Origin of the sequence: Burkholderia sp. SCN-KJ, from assembly GCF_024656005.1 — a bacterium.
Lineage (GTDB): Bacteria > Pseudomonadota > Gammaproteobacteria > Burkholderiales > Burkholderiaceae > Burkholderia.
Genome location: NZ_JANKOG010000003.1, coordinates 312,625 through 328,387, shown reverse-complemented (window position 1 = coordinate 328,387; position 15,763 = coordinate 312,625). Strand labels below are relative to the sequence as shown.

The following is a 15,763-nucleotide window of genomic DNA, read 5'->3' as shown; positions in this document are numbered from 1 at the left end:
ACTGCCGCCGTCGACGGCCGCGTCAGCCGAAGCCGACGCCGACCAGCGCGACTTCAGCGTGCGGCAACAGCGTTGCCGCCGTCGACAGCCGCGTCGGCCGAAGCCGACGCCGACGCATGGCCGCGTTCGCGCTCGAGGCTGCGTCGATACTGCCGGCAGCCGACGGCCAGCAACAGCGCGGCGAGCGTGGCCGCCGCGACGTTCACGATCGACATCGAATGGCCGACCGCCGCCGGCGCGCCGAACACGCGATCGGTGAACAGCGCGACGACGGTCGTGCCGATCCCGAGCGCGATCAGGTTCGACACGAGCAGGAACAGCGCGGAGATCTGCGCGCGCATCTGGTTCGGCGCGAGCGTCTGCATCGCGGCGGTCGACGTCGGCATCGGGAACGACGCGAAGAACATCGCGACGACGAGCATCGCGAGCGATGCCGGCAGGCTGTCGAGCTGCGTGAACAGCGTCGCGGGGATCACCATGCACGCGGCGCCGATCGCGCCGGCGCGCATCGGCGCATCGGTGCGGCCGCGGCGCAGCAGCCAGTCGTTCAGCCAGCCGCCGCAGAACACGCCGGCGGTATTCGCGACGAGCAGCACGATGCCGAGCGTGTAGCCGGCTTCGACGGCCGTCATCCCGAAGCGGCGGATATAGAACGCGGGCGTCCAGCTCAGCAGGCAGTACAGCGTCATCGCGTAGAACGAGAAGCCGAGGTAGTGGCACGCGAAGGTCGCGCGATGCGTGCCGACGAAGCGCAGCGAATCGCGCATCGACACGCGCCGCACGGCGCCCGAGCGGTCCTGCGCGAGCCCCTTGCGCTGCGGGTCGCGCACGGTCGCGGCGAACAGCAGGGCAACGAGGATCCCCGGCAGCCCGACGATCAGGAACGTGACCTGCCACGCATGCACCTGCCCGACGACCGGCAGCGTGAACGCGCTCGCATGCTTGAGCAGCGCGATCACGTAGCCGCCGATCAGGAACGCGACGCCGCCGCCGATGAACGAGCCGAGCGAATACACGGCGATCGCGCGGCCGAGCTTCTCCTTCGGGAAGTAGTCGGCGAGCATCGAATACGCGCCGGGCGACAGCGCGGCCTCGCCGACGCCAACTCCCATGCGCGCGATGAACATCTGCACGAACTGCTGGCTGAGCCCGCACGCGGCGGTCGCGACGCTCCACAGCGCGATGCCGAGCGCGATGATGCGCGGGCGCGCGTAGCGATCGGCGAGATACGCGACCGGCAGGCCCATCACCGCGTAGAACAGCGAAAACGCGAAGCCGTTGAGCAGGCTGAACTGCGTGTCGGTCAGGTGCAGGTCGCGCTTGATCGGTTCGATCATCAGGACGAGCACCTGGCGATCGACGAACGAAAAGACATACGCGAGCATGCAGATGACGACGACATACCATTCGTACGTATAGCGCTTGCCGTCGGCAGCGCGGGCCGTGGGTGCGGACATGCGGATTCTCCAGGAGCGGGCGGTGGGGAAGCGCGGCGCGGGCCTCGCGGGCCGGGCGCCGTCGCGGTGCGAAAGCGTGCGGGTGACACGATCGGAGACGCAGCGTAGTCGGCCAAATTCGGCCGCCATAGCCGGAGTGACAGCCGCGCCACACGGACATTTACCGACGCGGATAAAGAAAACACCGAGGCCGTGCGCGCGGGCCGCCGCGCGGCGCACGTGCGGCGGCGCGTGCGCGCATCATGCGGCGCGTCTATAAGCGTTATAGAGCGCATTGCGTCGACGTCCGAAATTGTCGTTCCTAGACTCGGCCCGTTTTTGATCGGCAGCGTTCGCATCCGAATGCGAACGCGCTTCATGTCAAACGGCGCGTTGCCGACAAGCGCCGGCATTTCCACGGGACGACCAAGATGAACCATTCGAACGGGCGGGCCGACCGGCTTGCCGTACCGCTTGCCACGCTGGCGGCCGCGCTCCTTGCGTGCACATCGCTGCCGGCTGTCGCGCAATCGAGCGTGACGCTCTACGGCCGCATCGACACCGCGATCGAATATGCGAACGCCGGGCCGAACCACGTGACGCGCATGGGCAGCGGCAACCTGTGGGCGTCGCAGTGGGGGCTGAAGGGTGTCGAGGATCTCGGCGGCGGCTACGCGACGATCTTCAAGCTCGAGGACGGCTTCAACGCGGCGAGCGGCGCGCTGTCGAACAGCAGCGCGCTGTTCGGCCGCGAGGCGTGGGTCGGCATCACCGGGCCGTTCGGCGGCGTGCAGTTCGGCGAGCTCTACACGATCGTGCACACGACGCTCGTCACGTACAGCCTGCCCGGGCTCGGCGCGGGCCTCGCATGGGGCAACGCGACGAACAACTTCGTCGGCCCCGCGTTCCTGCGCGTGCGCAACTCGATGCGCTACACGTCGCCGCGCTACGCGGGCTTCATGCTGCGCGCGATGGCCGCGCGCGGCACCAACGGCGCGGCCGGCCAGCCGGCAACGCTCGGCGACACGTACGGCGCGGGCCTCAACTACGTGCGCGGCGGGTTGTCGGTCGACGTCGACTACATGCAGCAGAAGTTCAGCCCGGTGGCGGCATCCGCGCTCGGCGTCACCAGTTCGGCCGCGAACGGCAACTACACGGTCGGCGCGATCTCGTACGACTTCAACGTCGTGAAGGTCGCCGCGCTGTACATGCGGCATCGCGGCGGCCCCGACGTCGCGGCCGCGATCGACAGCCAGAGCGCGTATCCGCATAGCGACACGATGGAACTCAGCGCGACGGTGCCGATCGGGCGCGCGTCGCTGCTGCTGAGCATCGGCCACTACCGGAAGGTCGCCGACAGCGACGGCAACGCCGATTCGTACGGCATCCGCTTCGACTATCCGCTGTCGAAGCGCACGGTGCTGTACACGGGGGCCGCGATGGTGCGCAACGGCGCGCACGCGCGCTTCGTCGTCAATGGCGCGGCGGGCGGCGGCGTCGCGGTCGCGAAACCCGGCGCGACCGCCAGCTCGATCGTCGCGGGCATCCTCACGGCGTTCTGACCGCCGAGGTCGGTCTGCGCCCGCCCGCGCCGCTATGCGCAGGCGGGCGGTTGCGGCGCGAGCCATGCGTCGAACGGTGCCTGCCGGCCGATGTCGAACAGCTCCAGCAGCAGCGCGCGCAGCCAGCGATGGCCCGGGTCCGCATCGAAGCGCCGGTGCCAGTACGCGTTGACGGCCCATTCGCCGGCGCCCGCGATCTCGTACAGCGTGCACGGCTGGCGCGCCGCGAACGTGAGCGCGACGGTCTCCGGCAGGATCAGCGCGTAATCGCCGTGTTCGAGCAGCGCCGGCACCACCAGGAAGTCGGGCAGCGCCGCCCGCACGCGCGGCATCAGGCCGTGCCGCTCCAGCAGCTGCATCGATTGCGGATGCGCGGTCACCGCGACGAAGCGCAGCGCGTCCGGCGCGTCGCCGTCGAGCACGAAACCGCCGGGCAGCGCGAGGCGCTGCGCGGTGCGGCGCGGCATCAGCAGCACGCAGCGTTCGTGCAGCAGCGCGGTCCGCTGGAAATGGCTCGATGCATCCGCGAAATGACCGAGCGCGAAGTCGATGCGGCCCGATTCGAGCGCGACGTTGAGCTGGCATTCGTCGACGTGCAGCGTCTCGATCACCGCGCCCGGCGCGCGTCGGTCGAATGCCGCGAGCAGCGTCGGCAGGAACGCGCTCGCCGCGAAGTCGCTCATGTGCAGCCGGAACACGCGCTGGGTGCTGTCCGGCGCGAAGCGCGAGCCTTCGTCGAGCACGTCCTGCAGGATCGCGAGCGCCTTGTCGACCGATAGTGCAAGCCGTTGCGCGCGCGGCGTCGGCTCGACGCCGGTGCCGGTGCGCACGAACAGCGCGTCGCGAAACATCAGGCGCAGCCGGCCGAGCGCGTAGCTCACCGACGGCTGCGTGACGCCGAGCCGCAACCCTGCGCGGCCGACGTGCCGTTCTTCGTACACCGCGCGAAACGTCTTCAACAGGTTCAGGTCGAGGTCCTGCACGCGCAGGCCGTCGGGCGCGTCCGCGTCGTGCGCCGCGGGCTCGGGGCGGGCCGGCGGCCGGCCGGTGGCGGAGTGCGTCATGGTGCTTGCCTCGCGGTGACGGAAGGCAGGTGGCCGTAACGCCGCGCATACGCCTTCGCGAAATGGCCGAAGCCGTGAATGCCGTGCGCGATCAGCACGTCGGTCACGCTGCGCGCGTCGCCGCGCTGCAGCGCGGCGTGCACCGCGGCCAGCCGGCGCTCGCGCACGTAGGCGGCCGGCGTGGTGTTCAGGAACGCGCGGAACGCATGCTGGAGCGTGCGCGGCGCGACGCCCGCGACGGCCGCCAGCGCGGCGAGCGCGAGCGGGTCGCCCAGGTGCGCGTCGACGTGGTCGCACGCGCGGCGCACGTACGCCGGCAGCGGCGGCGTGCCGCGCGCGAGCGCGGCGCTGTACGAATGCGGCAGGTGCGTGAGCAGCAGCGCCATCAGCCACGCGGTGAGATCGGCGCCGAACGTCGTGATCGACGTGCCGATCCCCGGCTGCGCGCCGAGCCGGCACAGGTATTCGAAGGTCGGCAGCACGAGCGCCGCGCCCGCACCGTTGCCGCCGGCCGCGAGATCGAATTGCAGCGGCCGCGTGAGCGTCGTGTGCAGCATGTCCTGCAGCTTGCGCTCGAGTGCGCCGCGTTCGAGCCGCAGCACCAGGTTGCGGCAATCGGGGCTCGTGCTCAGGCGGCTCGCAAGCGCCGGCGACGACACCGTCAGCTGGCCCGGCCCGGCGCGTGCGACCACGTCGCCGGCCTGCAGCTCACATGCGCCCGACAGCGTCAGCCGGAACAGGAAATGCCCGGCATCGTCGCCGAACTCGATGCGCGTCTCGCGGCCGTAGCAGAGCTCGAGCAGTGCGCCGTGATGCAGCGGCACCTCGTACAGCTCCGCATGAAACGGATCGCGGCCGTGCGCGGCCATCCGGTGCGGCCCGAGCCGGTGCGCGACCGCGCGTTCGACTTCGTCCGGTGCATGCAGCGTGCCGAGCCGATTCGGCGCATGTCGGGAAAGGGCGATATCCATGCGGTGGCCTCGTGTCGGATGGATGGATGCGACGTCGTGCGCATCGCCGCGATTGCGTTGCGCGAACGGGCGCGCCGTTGCGCGTTTTGAAGCGACGCGATGCGCGCCGCCGCGTAGTCTCGGCAACACTCACTCACCGGGAGACGACGATGAAGGTATGTGTACTGGGCGGCGGCCACGGCTGCCATGCGGCCGCGATCGACCTGTTCGAGAAGGGCCACGACGTGACGTGGTGGCGGCGCGACCGCGAACCGCATGCGCGGCTGCGCGAGCTCGGCGCGTTGCACGTGACCGACTATCGCGGCAGGCGTGCCGTGCCGCTCGGCGACGCGTCCGGCGCGATCCGCCTGAGCGACGATCTCGCGGCCGCGCTGCGCGGCGCGCGGCTCGTCGTGGTGCCGCTGCCGGCCGTCTCGCACGATGCGCTCGCCGCGCAGGTCGCGCCCCTGCTCGAGGACGACCAGGTCGTGTTCCTGCCGCCCGGCACGTTCGGCAGCGTCGTGTTCGCGCGTGCGGCGGCCGATGCCGGCAACCGCGCACGCGTCGCCTTTGCCGAGACCGGCACGCTGCCGTACCTGGTACGCAAGCATGGCGACAACGCGGTCGTGATCAGCGCGTATGCGACGCGCCTGCCGACCGGCGTGTTTCCCGCGAACGCGGCGGCATGGGCTTTCGACGTGCTGCGCGCGGGCTACCCGTCGGTCGAGCCGGTCGAGGATGCGCTGTCCGGCGCGCTGATGAACGCGGGCCCGGTGATTCATCCGCCGCTGATCCTGATGAACGCCGGGCCGCTCGAACACTTCGACGCGTGGGACATCCACAACGAAGGCACGCAGCCGTCGATCCGCCGCGTGACGAATGCGCTCGATGCCGAACGCATCGCGGTGCGCGAGGCACTGGGCTACCGCGCGCCGCATTTCCCGCTGGCGGACCACTACGCGACCGACGGCGACGAATGGATGTACGGGCGCGGCGCGCACGGCAAGCTGACAGACAGCGGCGACTGGCGCGAGAAGATCGATTTGCGCACGCATCGCTACATGCTCGAGGACACCCGGCTCGGGCTGTCCTTCATCGTGTCGTGCGGGCGCCGGGCCCACGTGCCGACGCCCGTTGCGCAGGGGCTGTTGAGCGTCGCGTCGGCGGTGACCGGCCGCGACCTGTATGCGCAAGGGCGCACGCTGGAGGCGCTCGGCCTCGCCGCGCTGTCGCGCGACGCGATGCGCGCGTTGCTCGATGCGGGGTACGCCGCATGACGCCCGCCGCCGACGTGACGCGCGTGCACGTGCTCGGCGCGGGACGCATGGGGCAGGGGATTGCGCTCGTCTTTGCGTTCGCGGGCCTCGACGTGACGCTGATCGACTTCAAGCCGCGCGACGCGCAAGGCTGGCGCGTATTCGAGGATCGCACGCGCGGCGAGATCGCGCGGCCGCTGCATGCGCAGGTGGCACTCGGCCGGATCGATGGCGACCAGGCCGCGGCCGTCGTCGCCCGCATCGCGCTGGTCGCGCGTGATGGCGCGGCGCCCGCGCTGCGCGACGCCGGCATCGTGTTCGAAGCGCTGCCGGAAGTGCTCGACGCGAAGGCCGACGCGCTGCGCTGGCTCGGCGCACATGTCGATGCGCGTGCAACGATCGCGTCGACGACGTCGACGTTCGTCGTCACCGAGTTGCAGCGCCATGTCGCGCACCCCGAACGGATGCTGAATGCGCACTGGCTGAACCCGGCGCTGCTGATGCCGCTCGTCGAGATCAGCCGCAGCGACGCGACCGATCAGCGGGTCGTAGACGCACTGGCCGCGCTGCTCGAACGCGTCGGCAAGAAGCCGGTGATCTGCGGGCCGGCGCCCGGCTACATCGTGCCGCGCATCCAGGCGCTCGCGATGAACGAGGCGGCACGCATGGTGGAAGAGGGCGTTGCGAGCGCCGAGGACATCGACACGGCGATCCGCACCGGCTTCGGCCCGCGTTTCGCGGTGCTCGGGCTGCTCGAGTTCATCGACTGGGGCGGTTGCGACATCCTGTACTACGCGTCGACGTATCTCGCCGGCGAGATCGGCCCGCGCTTCGCGCCGGCCGACAGCGTCGTGCGCAACATGGCGGCCGGGCGCGACGGCGTGCGTAGCGGCGCCGGGTTCCACGATTATGCGCAGGTCGACGTGCCGGCCTACATGCGGCAGCGGCTCGGCGAATTCGCACGGCTGCTCGACCACCTGGGACTGGCGCCGGCGTTCGACGGCGCGCGGCGCAGCACGGACGCATAGGACGGTCGTCGCGGCCCGGTGCGATCGTCGTGCAGCGCACGCGTGCATGCGGTACCGCAAACCGGTGTGTCGTTCGCCGGCCGGAAGCGTCGCGTGCGCGGCGGCTACGCTCATGCCGCGTCGCCGCGCGTCTCGCGCATCACGCACAGCGTCGCGACGGTCACGAGGCCGAGCGCCACGAGGAACAGCGACACGGGCCACGACGCGTGATAGCGCGCGAGCAGTGCGGTCGCGATCAGCGGCGACATGCCGCCCGCGAAGATCGACGCGACTTCATGGCCGAGCGCGACGCCCGAATAGCGCACCTCGGTGCTGAACAGCTCGCCGACCAGCGCGGGCAGCGTGCCGATCATCGCGCCGTGGCTCACCGCGGTGCCGACCGTCAGCGCGAGCCACACGAGCGGCGTCGCGCGCGTGTCGAGCAGCCAGAAGAACGGAAACGCGCACGCGACGAGGCTCAGCGCGCCGATCAGGTACACGGGCTTGCGGCCGATCCGGTCGGACAGCCGGCCCCACGCGAGCATCGCGCCCATTTCGACGATCATCGCGATCATCACGCCGGTCAGCATCACGCCGTTCGGGATGCCGACGTATTTGCCGTAGACGAGCGAGAACGCGAGGAAGATGTACGCACCGCCGTTTTCGGCGACGCGCAGCCCCATCGCGAGCAGGATTTCCTTCGGATGGCGGCGGATGCATTCGACGATCGGCAAGTGCGTGTGCGCGCCGCGCTTGCCGGCCTGCTCGTAGTCGCGGCTTTCCGGCAGGTGACGGCGGATGTAGATGCCGATCGCGAAGATCGCGATGCTCGCGAGGAACGGCAGCCGCCAGCCCCAGGTGCGGAACGCGTCGTCGGGCAGCGCCTGGGCGGCGAGAAACGCGGCCGACGACAGCACGAAGCCGCCGCCGACGCCGAGCTGGCTCCACGCCGCGTAGTAGCCGCGCTGCTCGGGCGGCGCGTTCTCGCTGATCATCAGCACGCCGCCGCCCCATTCGCCGCCGGACGCGATGCCCTGCAGCAGCCGCAGCACGACGAGCGCCGCCGGCGCCCACAGGCCGACCTGCGCGTAGGTCGGCAGCAGGCCGATCGCGAACGTCGACGCGCCCATGATCAGCAGCGTCCACACGAGCGACGCCTTGCGGCCGTAGCGGTCGCCGACATGCCCGAACACGATCCCGCCGAGCGGCCGCGCGACGAAGCCGAGCGCGAACGCGGCGAACGCCGCGAGGCTGCCCGCGAGCGGCGACGCACCGGGCGGAAAGAACACGTGGCCGAACACGAGCGCGGCGGCCGTGCCGTAGACGAAGAAGTCGTACCACTCCATCGCGTTGCCGGCGACGGAAGCGATGACGATGCGGCGAAGCTGCCGGTCGGCGAGCGGCCGGGCGGCGCTCGGGGATTGCACGGTGTCGGTCGGGTACATGGTGGACTCTGAAGGGGGCGGGTGCGTGCCGTCTCTGCGACGCATGCGGCACTGCGGGCTAGTGTTGTCGGCACCGCCGCCCCGGTCAAATCCGCAGAAAAAGGGGAGTGTCATCACTCCCGCAAATGATGGTCGCGGCGCGCACGGCCGTGCCCGCGCGCGCCGGTGCCCGTCACCGCTCGATCTGCCGGTTCCAGCGCGTGTCCCACTGCGCGCGGCGGGCATTGATCGCCGTCCAGTCGACCACCGTCAACTTGCGTACCAGATCGTCGACGTTGCCGAGGCTTTGCTGCATCGCGGCGGGCATCTTCGCGAGGCGATTGGTCGGGATCTGCTTGCCGGCTTCGGCCGCCTTCGTCTGCGCGGGTGCGGACAGCAGGAACTGCGCGAGCTTCTGGGCCAGTTGCGGATCCGGGTTGTTCGCGACCACGCACAGGTCGACGAGCAGCAGCACCGGGCCTTCCTTCGGGTTCGCATACGCGACCGGAATGCCCTTGTCCTGCAGGTCGCCGACGCCGGTCGGCGTCAGCGGGAACAGGCCGGCGTCGCCCGTCTGCACCATCTCGGAGATCTTCGCCGAGTTCGGGATGTACTCGACGACGTTCGGCCCGACCGTGCTCGCCCACTTGCTGAAGCCGGGCTCGACGTTCTGTTCGCTGCCGCCGAGCAGCCGGTTGATCGCGAGAAATCCGTGCAGCCCGAACGTGCTGCTCGACGCGGACTGGAACACGACCTTGCCCTTGTATTTCGGGTCGGCGAAATCCATCCACGACGTCGGCGGCGCCCAGCCTTTCTCCGCGAACAGTTTCTTGTTGTAGGCGATGCCGGTCATGCCGAGCTGCACGCCGGCGCCGATGTCGTCCTTCATCCGCGCGAACGGATACAGCTCCTTCAGCACCGGCGCATCGTCGAGCTTCTGGCACACGCCGAGGCTGACCGCGCGCGCCATCACGCCGTCGTCGAGGAACGCGACGTGGATTTGCGGCTTGTTGCGGTTCGCGAGCAGCTTCGCGAGCACGTCCGACGACGTGCCGGGCACGACGACGACCTTCACGTTGTTCGCCTTCTCGAAGTCGGGCAGCACCTGGCTCGTATAGGCTTTTTCCATCGGGCCGCCGTTCATGCCGACGTAGATCGTCTTCGTTTGCGCGAAGGCGGGCGCGGGCACGCCGGCGCCTGCGATGCAGAGGGCGGCAGCCGCCGCGATCGTTCCGAGCAGTTTCATCGTTGGGTCTCCTCTTGACGGAAAGGGGCAGTCGGCGCGGCTTGGGGGAAGAAGCGGCCGATCGAGAATGCATCGAGTGGCGTGGCGGTTTCGCCGATTGTGACGAGCTCGGCGAGCACTTCGCCGACGCCCGGCGCGAGCAGGAAGCCACCGCCGGAAAAGCCGAACGCATGCAGCAGGTTCGGCGTGGTACGGCTAGCGCCGATGATCGGGTTGTGGTCGGGCGTGCAGCCTTCGACGCCGCTCCACGTGCGGATCAGCAGCGCGTCGCGCAATGCGGGCAGCAGCGCGCACGCATCGCGCATCACCGCGCGCGTCGTGTCGACCGACGGCTGGCCGAACTCGCCGTCGCCGCGGCCGCGCCCGCCGCCGATCACGCAGTTGCCGCGCGCGACCTGCCGCGCGTACACGCCGCCGCCGTACACGCCGAGGTTGTGCGTGATGAACGGCGGCAGCGGTTCGGTCACCCACATGTTCGGGTAGATCGGCTCCATCGGCACGGCTTCGCCGAAGCGCTCGGCGATCGTGTTCGCCCATGCGCCGGCCGAGTTGATCAGCCACGTCGAACTGAACGCACGGCCGCCCGCAAGGACATGAAAACGCGTGCCGTCGTGCCGGGCGTCGTCGACCGGCGTGTGCTCGAACACGTCGGCACCCGCTGCGCGGGCCGCGCGCGCGAACGCGGGCGACACGACACGCGGGTTCGCGTGCCCGTCGGTCGCGCACAGCGAGCCGCCGACCGCCGCGCGGCCGAGCCACGGGTAGCGGCGGCGGAACGCGTCGCCGCGCATCACCTGCAACGGCAAGCCGTGCTCGCCGGCAAGCGTCGCGTAGGCATCGAGCGCCTCGAGATCGGCGTCGCTGCGCGCGAGCCGCAAATGACCCGACACGACGAATTCGCCGTCGATGCCGATCAGCTCGGGCAGGCGATCCCAGATGCGCCGCGCGCGCAGCGCGAGCGGCAGTTGTTCGGCGGGGCGGCCCTGGCAGCGCACGCCGCCGTAGTTCACGCCGCTCGCCTGCGCGCCGCAGTCGCGGCGTTCGAACAGCGCGACGCGCAAGCCGTGCCGCGTGAGCGCCAGCGCAGCCGAAGCGCCGACGAGCCCGCCGCCGACGATCGCGACGTCGTAGTGACGGCGTTCACTCATCGCGTGCCTCGTCGGGAATCGCCGTGACATCGTCGCCCGCGAGCGCGGCCGAGATCGGGAAGGGCTTCACCGGCGGTTGCGCGCGCAACCGGCCGACGTCCGCGAGCGCGCGGCCGGTTTCCGCGGCGAGCACGAGTGCGGTCGCGTCGCCGCACATGCGGCCCTGGCAGCGACCCATCCCGGCGCGTGTCAGCGCCTTCAGCCGGTTCAGCTCGGTCGCTTCGCCGCCGCGGATGCAGCGTCGCAGCGTACCCGCGTCGATTTCCTCGCAGCGGCACACGATCGTGTCGTCCGGGCAGCGCGCGGCGAGTGCGGCGGGCGGCGCGAACGCCGCTTCGAGGCCGGCACGGAACGCGCCGAGCCGGGCGAGCGTGCGATCGAGCGTCGCTACGTCGGGCTTGCCGGCCAGCGACGGCGACGGCATCGCGATACCCGCATCCTCGAGCAACGCGAGCGCCGCGCGTCGCCCGGACGCCTCGGCCGCGTCGGCGCCTGCGATGCCGGCACCGTCGCCCGCCACGTAGATGCCGCGCACCGACGTGCGGCCGGCCGCATCGCGTTCGGGCAGCCATGCGCGGTTGAGCGGATCGAAACGGAACCGGCAGCCGGCGAGATCCGCGAGCTGGGTCTCGGAACGCAGCCCGAAGCCGAGGCCGAGCGCATCGCAGTCGAGCATCCGCGGCGGCGCATCGCCGCCGGCCGCGCGCCATGCGAGGCCCGTTACGTGTCGCTCGCCGAGCACGCGCTCGAGCGTGACGCCGGTTTCGATCGCGACGCCGTGCGCGCGCAGCCAGCCGATGTAGTACAGCCCCTTCGCGAATGTGGACGGCATGCGCAGCAGGGCGGGCGTCGCGGCAACCTGCCGGCGCAGCGGGCTCGTGTCGAGCACGGCTGCGACCTGCGCGCCGGCCTTCGCGTACTGATAGGCGACGAGATACAGCAACGGCCCCGTGCCCGCGAACACGATGCGGCTGCCGATCGCACAGCCCTGCGCCTTCAGCGCGACCTGCGCGCCGCCGAGCGTATAGACGCCCGCGAGCGTCCACCCGGGTACCGGCAGCATGCGATCGGTCGCACCGCTCGCGATGATCAGATGCGAGAACGGCACGGTTGTTTCGCGGCCGTCCTGCAGCGTGTCGACGCGGCCCGCGCCGCACGCCCAGGCGAGCGTGTTCGGCCGATAGTCGACGTGCGGCAGCAACGCGGCCATGGTGCGGTGCACGGCATCGGCCTTCGCGGCCTCGAAGCCGTACAGCACGCGCTTGCCGCGCGCGAACGCGCCGTCGGCCGGCGGCTGGCGATAGATCTGCCCGCCCCAGCGCGCGTTCTCGTCGATCACGACGGGGCGCAGCCCCGCGTCGACCAGCGCCTCGGCCGCGCGCACGCCGGCCGGCCCCGCGCCGACGATCACCGGTCGCAGTGCGTCGCTCATGATGCGTCTCCGGCCGTGGCGGGCTGCGCGCCGGTGAGAATCCGCATGCCATCGGCGATCGGCGTCGAGCAGGCGCGCACGCGGGCGCCGGCTTCGGTGCGCACCCAGCAGTCCTGGCACGCGCCGATCAGGCAGAAGCCCGCGCGCGGCTTGCCGCTGAATTCGCTCACGCGCACGCGGCGCTGCGCGACGAGGATCGCGGTGAGCACGGTGTCGCCGGCGAGCGCCTGCGCGGGGCGGCCGTCGAGCGTGAACGCGACGGCGGCGCGCTCGCGTTCGGCGACGCGCACGAATTGCGCGCCGTCGTCCGCGTTGTCGGTGGAGCGGGAAACGAAAGTCGTCATCAGTGTTGGCCGATCAGGATGCGGTTCAGGCCGTACACGCGATCGAGCAGCAGCATCGCGCCGGCGGTGATGAAGATGACGAGCGCCGATACCGACGCCATCATCGGATCGATCGACTCGGTCGCATACATGTACATGCGCACCGGCAGCGTGACCGTCTGCGGCGACGTGACGAAGATCGACATCGTCAGTTCATCGAAGCTGTTGATGAACGCGAGCAGCCAGCCGCCGGTGATGCCAGGCAGGATCATCGGCAGCGTGATGCGGCGGAACGTCGTCCACGGATCGGCGCCGAGCGAGCATGCGGCCTGTTCGACGCTGCGGTCGAGGCCGGCGACGGACGCCAGCACGAGCCGCATCACGAACGGCGTGATGACGATCATGTGTGCGAGCACCAGCCACGCGAACGAGCCGGTCGCGCCGATCAGCGCGAAGAAGCGCAGCAGCGCGATGCCGAGCACGAGGCCGGGAATCACGAGCGGCGACAGCAACAGGCCGTTCAGGAACGCGCGGCCGGGAAAGGTCGCGCGGCCGATCGCGAGCCCGGCGGGCAACGCGATCGCGAGCGACAGCGTCGCCGACGCGAATGCGAGCTTCACGCTGTTGGCGAACGCGGTGACGAAGTCCGGATAGTCGAGGATCGCGCGGAACCAGCGCAGCGACAGGCCATGCGTCGGCAGCGTCAGCGTTTCGTCGGGCGTGAATGCGACCAGCACGACGATCGCGAGCGGCGCGAGCACGAACAGGATCACGAGCGTATGGAACGCCAGCGCAATGGGGCCGTTCTTTCTCATCGGGAAGCGCCTCCGAGGCTGCGCGCATAGCGGCGTTCGAGCACGCGGTAGTAGGTGAGCATCACGACGAGGTTCGCGACGAGTAGCAGCACCGCGATCGTCGCGCCGAGCGGCCAGTTCAGCGAGCCGAGGAATTCGTCGTAGACGGCGGTTGCCGCGACCTTCAGGCGGCGTCCGCCGAGCAGGCCGGGAATCGCGAAGGCGCTCGCCGACAGCCCGAACACCATCAGGCTGCCCGACAGCACGCCCGGCATCAGCTGCGGCACGACGATGCGGCGCAGCGTCGTGAACGGCGACGCGCCGAGCGACAGCGCCGCGTGCTCGGTCTGCGGATCGAGCCGCTGCAGTGCGGTCCAGACGGGAATCACCATGAACGGCAGCATCACGTGGACGAGCGCGATCACGATCGCGAACGTCGTGTACTCGAGCTTGTACGGCCCGAGGCCGACGAGCCCGAGCGCCTGGTTCACGAGCCCGCTCGTGTTCAGCAGCATGCTCCAGCCGAACGCGCGCACGACGACCGACACGAGCAGCGGTGCGAGGATCGCGAGCAGGAACAGCGAGCGCCACGGGTCGCGCATCTTCGACAGCACGTACGCTTCCGGCGTGCCGATCGCGACGCAGAGCACGGTGGTCAGCGCGGCGATGCCGAACGTGCGCGCGAAGATCGTGTGGAAGTACGACGAGCCGAGCACCTCAGCGTAGTTGCCGAGCTGGAAGGCGGCGATCGGGCCTGTGGCCGGGTCGTATCGGTAGAACGTGAGCGCGAAGGTCTTCGCGAGCGGCACGAGCACGAGCGCCGCGAACAGCGCGAACGCGGGCGCGCACATCAGCCACAGCGGCGCGTGCGCACGCCACGTCGCGCGCAGCGCAACGCCGCCGGTGCGAAGCGGAACGGCGTCGGCCGCGTTGGCCGCCGCGGTCGCGGCCGCGCCCGATGGCGCGAGCCCGGCCGGCGCGCCGTCGGTCGAAAGCGGACGGGTAGGCTGTCGCATTCAGGCCTCCCGGCGCATCACGCGCACCGCGTCGCTGTGCCAGTCGACGCCGACCGGCGCGCCTTCCGCGAGCGGCTCCGCGCCTTCGTTCTGGCAGCACACGAGCACTTCGCCGAGCGCGCTGTCGACGCGGTACAGCCACTGGCTGCCGAGGAAGAAGCGGCTCGTGACGGTCGCGGCGAAGCGGCCCGCGCCGGGTGCGCACAATCGCAGCTTTTCCGGCCGGATGCACACCGACACCGCATCGCCGATGCGCACGTCGCGCTCGCGCGCCGGCAGGTGCGCGGTGCGGCCGGTCTCCGCGAGATCGTGGCCGAGATCGATGCGGATCGCGTCGCCGTCGTGCGCGACGATCGTGCCGGGCAGCAGGTTCGCCTTGCCGATGAACTGCGACACGAAGTGGTTCTCCGGGCGTTCGTACGCGCGGTACGGTGTGTCCGTCTGCGTGATGCGGCCGGCTTCCATCACGACCACGCGATCGCTGATCGACAGCGCTTCCGATTGATCGTGCGTGACCATGATCGTCGTCGTGCCGATCTTGCGCTGGATCGCGCGCAGTTCGAACTGCATCTCCTCGCGCAGCTTCGCGTCGAGGTTCGACATCGGCTCGTCGAGCAGCAGCACCGGCGGCTCGATCACGACCGCGCGCGCGATCGCGACGCGCTGCCGCTGCCCGCCGGACAATTCACGCGGAAAGCGGTGCGCGAGCGCATCGAGGCGCACGAGCGCGAGCGCCGCGCGGATGCGCTCGGCGCGCTCCGCCTTGTCGACGCCGCGCATGTCGAGCCCGAAGCCGACGTTCTCCGCGACGCTCATGTGCGGAAACAGCGCATAGCTCTGGAACACGATGCCGAGCCCGCGGCGGTTCGGCTTCATGTACGTGATGTCCTGCCCGTCGAGCGCGATGCGGCCGCGGGTGACGTCGACGAAGCCGGCGATCATCTGCAGCGTCGTGGTCTTGCCGCAGCCCGACGGCCCGAGCAGCGACACGAATTCGCCTTGTTCGACCGACAGGTTGACGTCGGCGACGGCGGTGAGCGCGCCGAACGATTTCGTCAGATCCGTAAGCGTGAGAAACGACATGGAGCACTCCGGGTTCGCACAC

General features: G+C 70.5%; 14 protein-coding genes. 3 read left to right on the top strand and 11 right to left on the bottom strand.

Features of this window, described 5'->3' with window-relative positions; translation table 11 throughout:
• Positions 1-53: 53 nt before the first annotated feature.
• Entirely contained in the window at positions 54-1,457 is a 1,404-nt protein-coding gene (locus NQV17_RS07310) for an MFS transporter (protein WP_257770923.1), read from the bottom strand.
• A gap of 410 nt (positions 1,458-1,867) precedes the next feature.
• On the opposite strand from NQV17_RS07310, the gene NQV17_RS07305 reads away from it, so the two are divergent.
• Positions 1,868-2,998: a porin gene (locus NQV17_RS07305; RefSeq protein ID WP_257770921.1), complete on the top strand. Its 1,131-nt coding sequence runs from the start codon at positions 1,868-1,870 to the stop codon at positions 2,996-2,998.
• Between the two features lie 32 nt (positions 2,999-3,030).
• On the opposite strand, the gene NQV17_RS07300 is transcribed toward NQV17_RS07305, so the two are convergent.
• Together NQV17_RS07300 and NQV17_RS07295 are read right to left on the bottom strand one after the other, a co-directional pair.
• Positions 3,031-4,062, bottom strand: coding sequence for a LysR family transcriptional regulator (locus tag NQV17_RS07300; protein WP_044845355.1), 1,032 nt, complete (start codon positions 4,060-4,062; stop codon positions 3,031-3,033).
• Positions 4,059-5,033 carry an AraC family transcriptional regulator gene (locus NQV17_RS07295; protein ID WP_257770918.1) on the bottom strand — a complete coding sequence of 325 codons (975 nt, stop codon included), beginning with the start codon at positions 5,031-5,033 and terminating at the stop codon, positions 4,059-4,061. Before NQV17_RS07295 ends, NQV17_RS07300 begins: the two co-directional genes overlap by 4 nt.
• Positions 5,034-5,182: 149 nt before the next feature.
• Between NQV17_RS07295 and NQV17_RS07290 the strand changes: the two genes are divergently transcribed.
• Both NQV17_RS07290 and NQV17_RS07285 read left to right on the top strand, forming a co-directional pair.
• Positions 5,183-6,289: an NAD/NADP-dependent octopine/nopaline dehydrogenase family protein gene (locus NQV17_RS07290; protein WP_257770916.1), complete on the top strand. Its 1,107-nt coding sequence runs from the start codon at positions 5,183-5,185 to the stop codon at positions 6,287-6,289.
• Positions 6,286-7,296, top strand: a complete 1,011-nt coding sequence (locus NQV17_RS07285; protein WP_257770914.1) for a 3-hydroxybutyryl-CoA dehydrogenase — start codon at positions 6,286-6,288, stop codon at positions 7,294-7,296. The genes NQV17_RS07290 and NQV17_RS07285 overlap by 4 nt, the downstream gene beginning before the upstream one ends.
• Positions 7,297-7,406: 110 nt before the next feature.
• Here the strand turns inward: NQV17_RS07285 and NQV17_RS07280 are convergent, their stop codons facing one another.
• The 8 genes from NQV17_RS07280 to NQV17_RS07245 form a co-directional block, all read right to left on the bottom strand.
• Positions 7,407-8,720, bottom strand: a complete 1,314-nt coding sequence (locus tag NQV17_RS07280) for an MFS transporter (protein ID WP_257770912.1) — start codon at positions 8,718-8,720, stop codon at positions 7,407-7,409.
• A 172-nt stretch (positions 8,721-8,892) separates the two neighbouring features.
• Positions 8,893-9,945, bottom strand: coding sequence for an ABC transporter substrate-binding protein (locus NQV17_RS07275; protein WP_257770910.1), 1,053 nt, complete (start codon positions 9,943-9,945; stop codon positions 8,893-8,895).
• Positions 9,942-11,093 (bottom strand): FAD-binding oxidoreductase, encoded by a 1,152-nt coding sequence (locus NQV17_RS07270; RefSeq protein ID WP_257770908.1) that lies wholly within the window; start codon positions 11,091-11,093, stop codon positions 9,942-9,944. Before NQV17_RS07270 ends, NQV17_RS07275 begins: the two co-directional genes overlap by 4 nt.
• Entirely contained in the window at positions 11,086-12,525 is a 1,440-nt protein-coding gene (locus NQV17_RS07265; RefSeq protein ID WP_257770906.1) for an NAD(P)/FAD-dependent oxidoreductase, read from the bottom strand. Before NQV17_RS07265 ends, NQV17_RS07270 begins: the two co-directional genes overlap by 8 nt.
• Complete coding sequence (locus NQV17_RS07260; RefSeq protein WP_257770904.1) at positions 12,522-12,869, bottom strand: (2Fe-2S)-binding protein; 348 nt, start codon at positions 12,867-12,869, stop codon at positions 12,522-12,524. The genes NQV17_RS07265 and NQV17_RS07260 overlap by 4 nt, the downstream gene beginning before the upstream one ends.
• Positions 12,869-13,663: an ABC transporter permease gene (locus tag NQV17_RS07255; RefSeq protein ID WP_257770902.1), complete on the bottom strand. Its 795-nt coding sequence runs from the start codon at positions 13,661-13,663 to the stop codon at positions 12,869-12,871. The genes NQV17_RS07260 and NQV17_RS07255 overlap by 1 nt, the downstream gene beginning before the upstream one ends.
• Entirely contained in the window at positions 13,660-14,658 is a 999-nt protein-coding gene (locus tag NQV17_RS07250; protein ID WP_257770900.1) for an ABC transporter permease, read from the bottom strand. The genes NQV17_RS07255 and NQV17_RS07250 overlap by 4 nt, the downstream gene beginning before the upstream one ends.
• Complete coding sequence (locus tag NQV17_RS07245) at positions 14,659-15,741, bottom strand: ABC transporter ATP-binding protein (RefSeq protein WP_257770898.1); 1,083 nt, start codon at positions 15,739-15,741, stop codon at positions 14,659-14,661.
• Positions 15,742-15,763 lie beyond the last annotated feature (22 nt).

Excerpts from the sequence above, each read along its gene's own strand:
- NQV17_RS07310 (WP_257770923.1), bottom strand. The coding sequence starts at position 1,457 with ATGTCCGCACCCACGGCCCGCGCTGCCGACGGCAAGCGCTATACGTAC.
- NQV17_RS07305 (WP_257770921.1), top strand. The coding sequence starts at position 1,868 with ATGAACCATTCGAACGGGCGGGCCGACCGGCTTGCCGTACCGCTTGCC.
- NQV17_RS07300 (WP_044845355.1), bottom strand. The coding sequence starts at position 4,062 with ATGACGCACTCCGCCACCGGCCGGCCGCCGGCCCGCCCCGAGCCCGCG.
- NQV17_RS07295 (WP_257770918.1), bottom strand. The coding sequence starts at position 5,033 with ATGGATATCGCCCTTTCCCGACATGCGCCGAATCGGCTCGGCACGCTG.
- NQV17_RS07290 (WP_257770916.1), top strand. The coding sequence starts at position 5,183 with ATGAAGGTATGTGTACTGGGCGGCGGCCACGGCTGCCATGCGGCCGCG.
- NQV17_RS07285 (WP_257770914.1), top strand. The coding sequence starts at position 6,286 with ATGACGCCCGCCGCCGACGTGACGCGCGTGCACGTGCTCGGCGCGGGA.
- NQV17_RS07280 (WP_257770912.1), bottom strand. The coding sequence starts at position 8,720 with ATGTACCCGACCGACACCGTGCAATCCCCGAGCGCCGCCCGGCCGCTC.
- NQV17_RS07275 (WP_257770910.1), bottom strand. The coding sequence starts at position 9,945 with ATGAAACTGCTCGGAACGATCGCGGCGGCTGCCGCCCTCTGCATCGCA.
- NQV17_RS07270 (WP_257770908.1), bottom strand. The coding sequence starts at position 11,093 with ATGAGTGAACGCCGTCACTACGACGTCGCGATCGTCGGCGGCGGGCTC.
- NQV17_RS07265 (WP_257770906.1), bottom strand. The coding sequence starts at position 12,525 with ATGAGCGACGCACTGCGACCGGTGATCGTCGGCGCGGGGCCGGCCGGC.
- NQV17_RS07260 (WP_257770904.1), bottom strand. The coding sequence starts at position 12,869 with ATGACGACTTTCGTTTCCCGCTCCACCGACAACGCGGACGACGGCGCG.
- NQV17_RS07255 (WP_257770902.1), bottom strand. The coding sequence starts at position 13,663 with ATGAGAAAGAACGGCCCCATTGCGCTGGCGTTCCATACGCTCGTGATC.
- NQV17_RS07250 (WP_257770900.1), bottom strand. The coding sequence starts at position 14,658 with ATGCGACAGCCTACCCGTCCGCTTTCGACCGACGGCGCGCCGGCCGGG.
- NQV17_RS07245 (WP_257770898.1), bottom strand. The coding sequence starts at position 15,741 with ATGTCGTTTCTCACGCTTACGGATCTGACGAAATCGTTCGGCGCGCTC.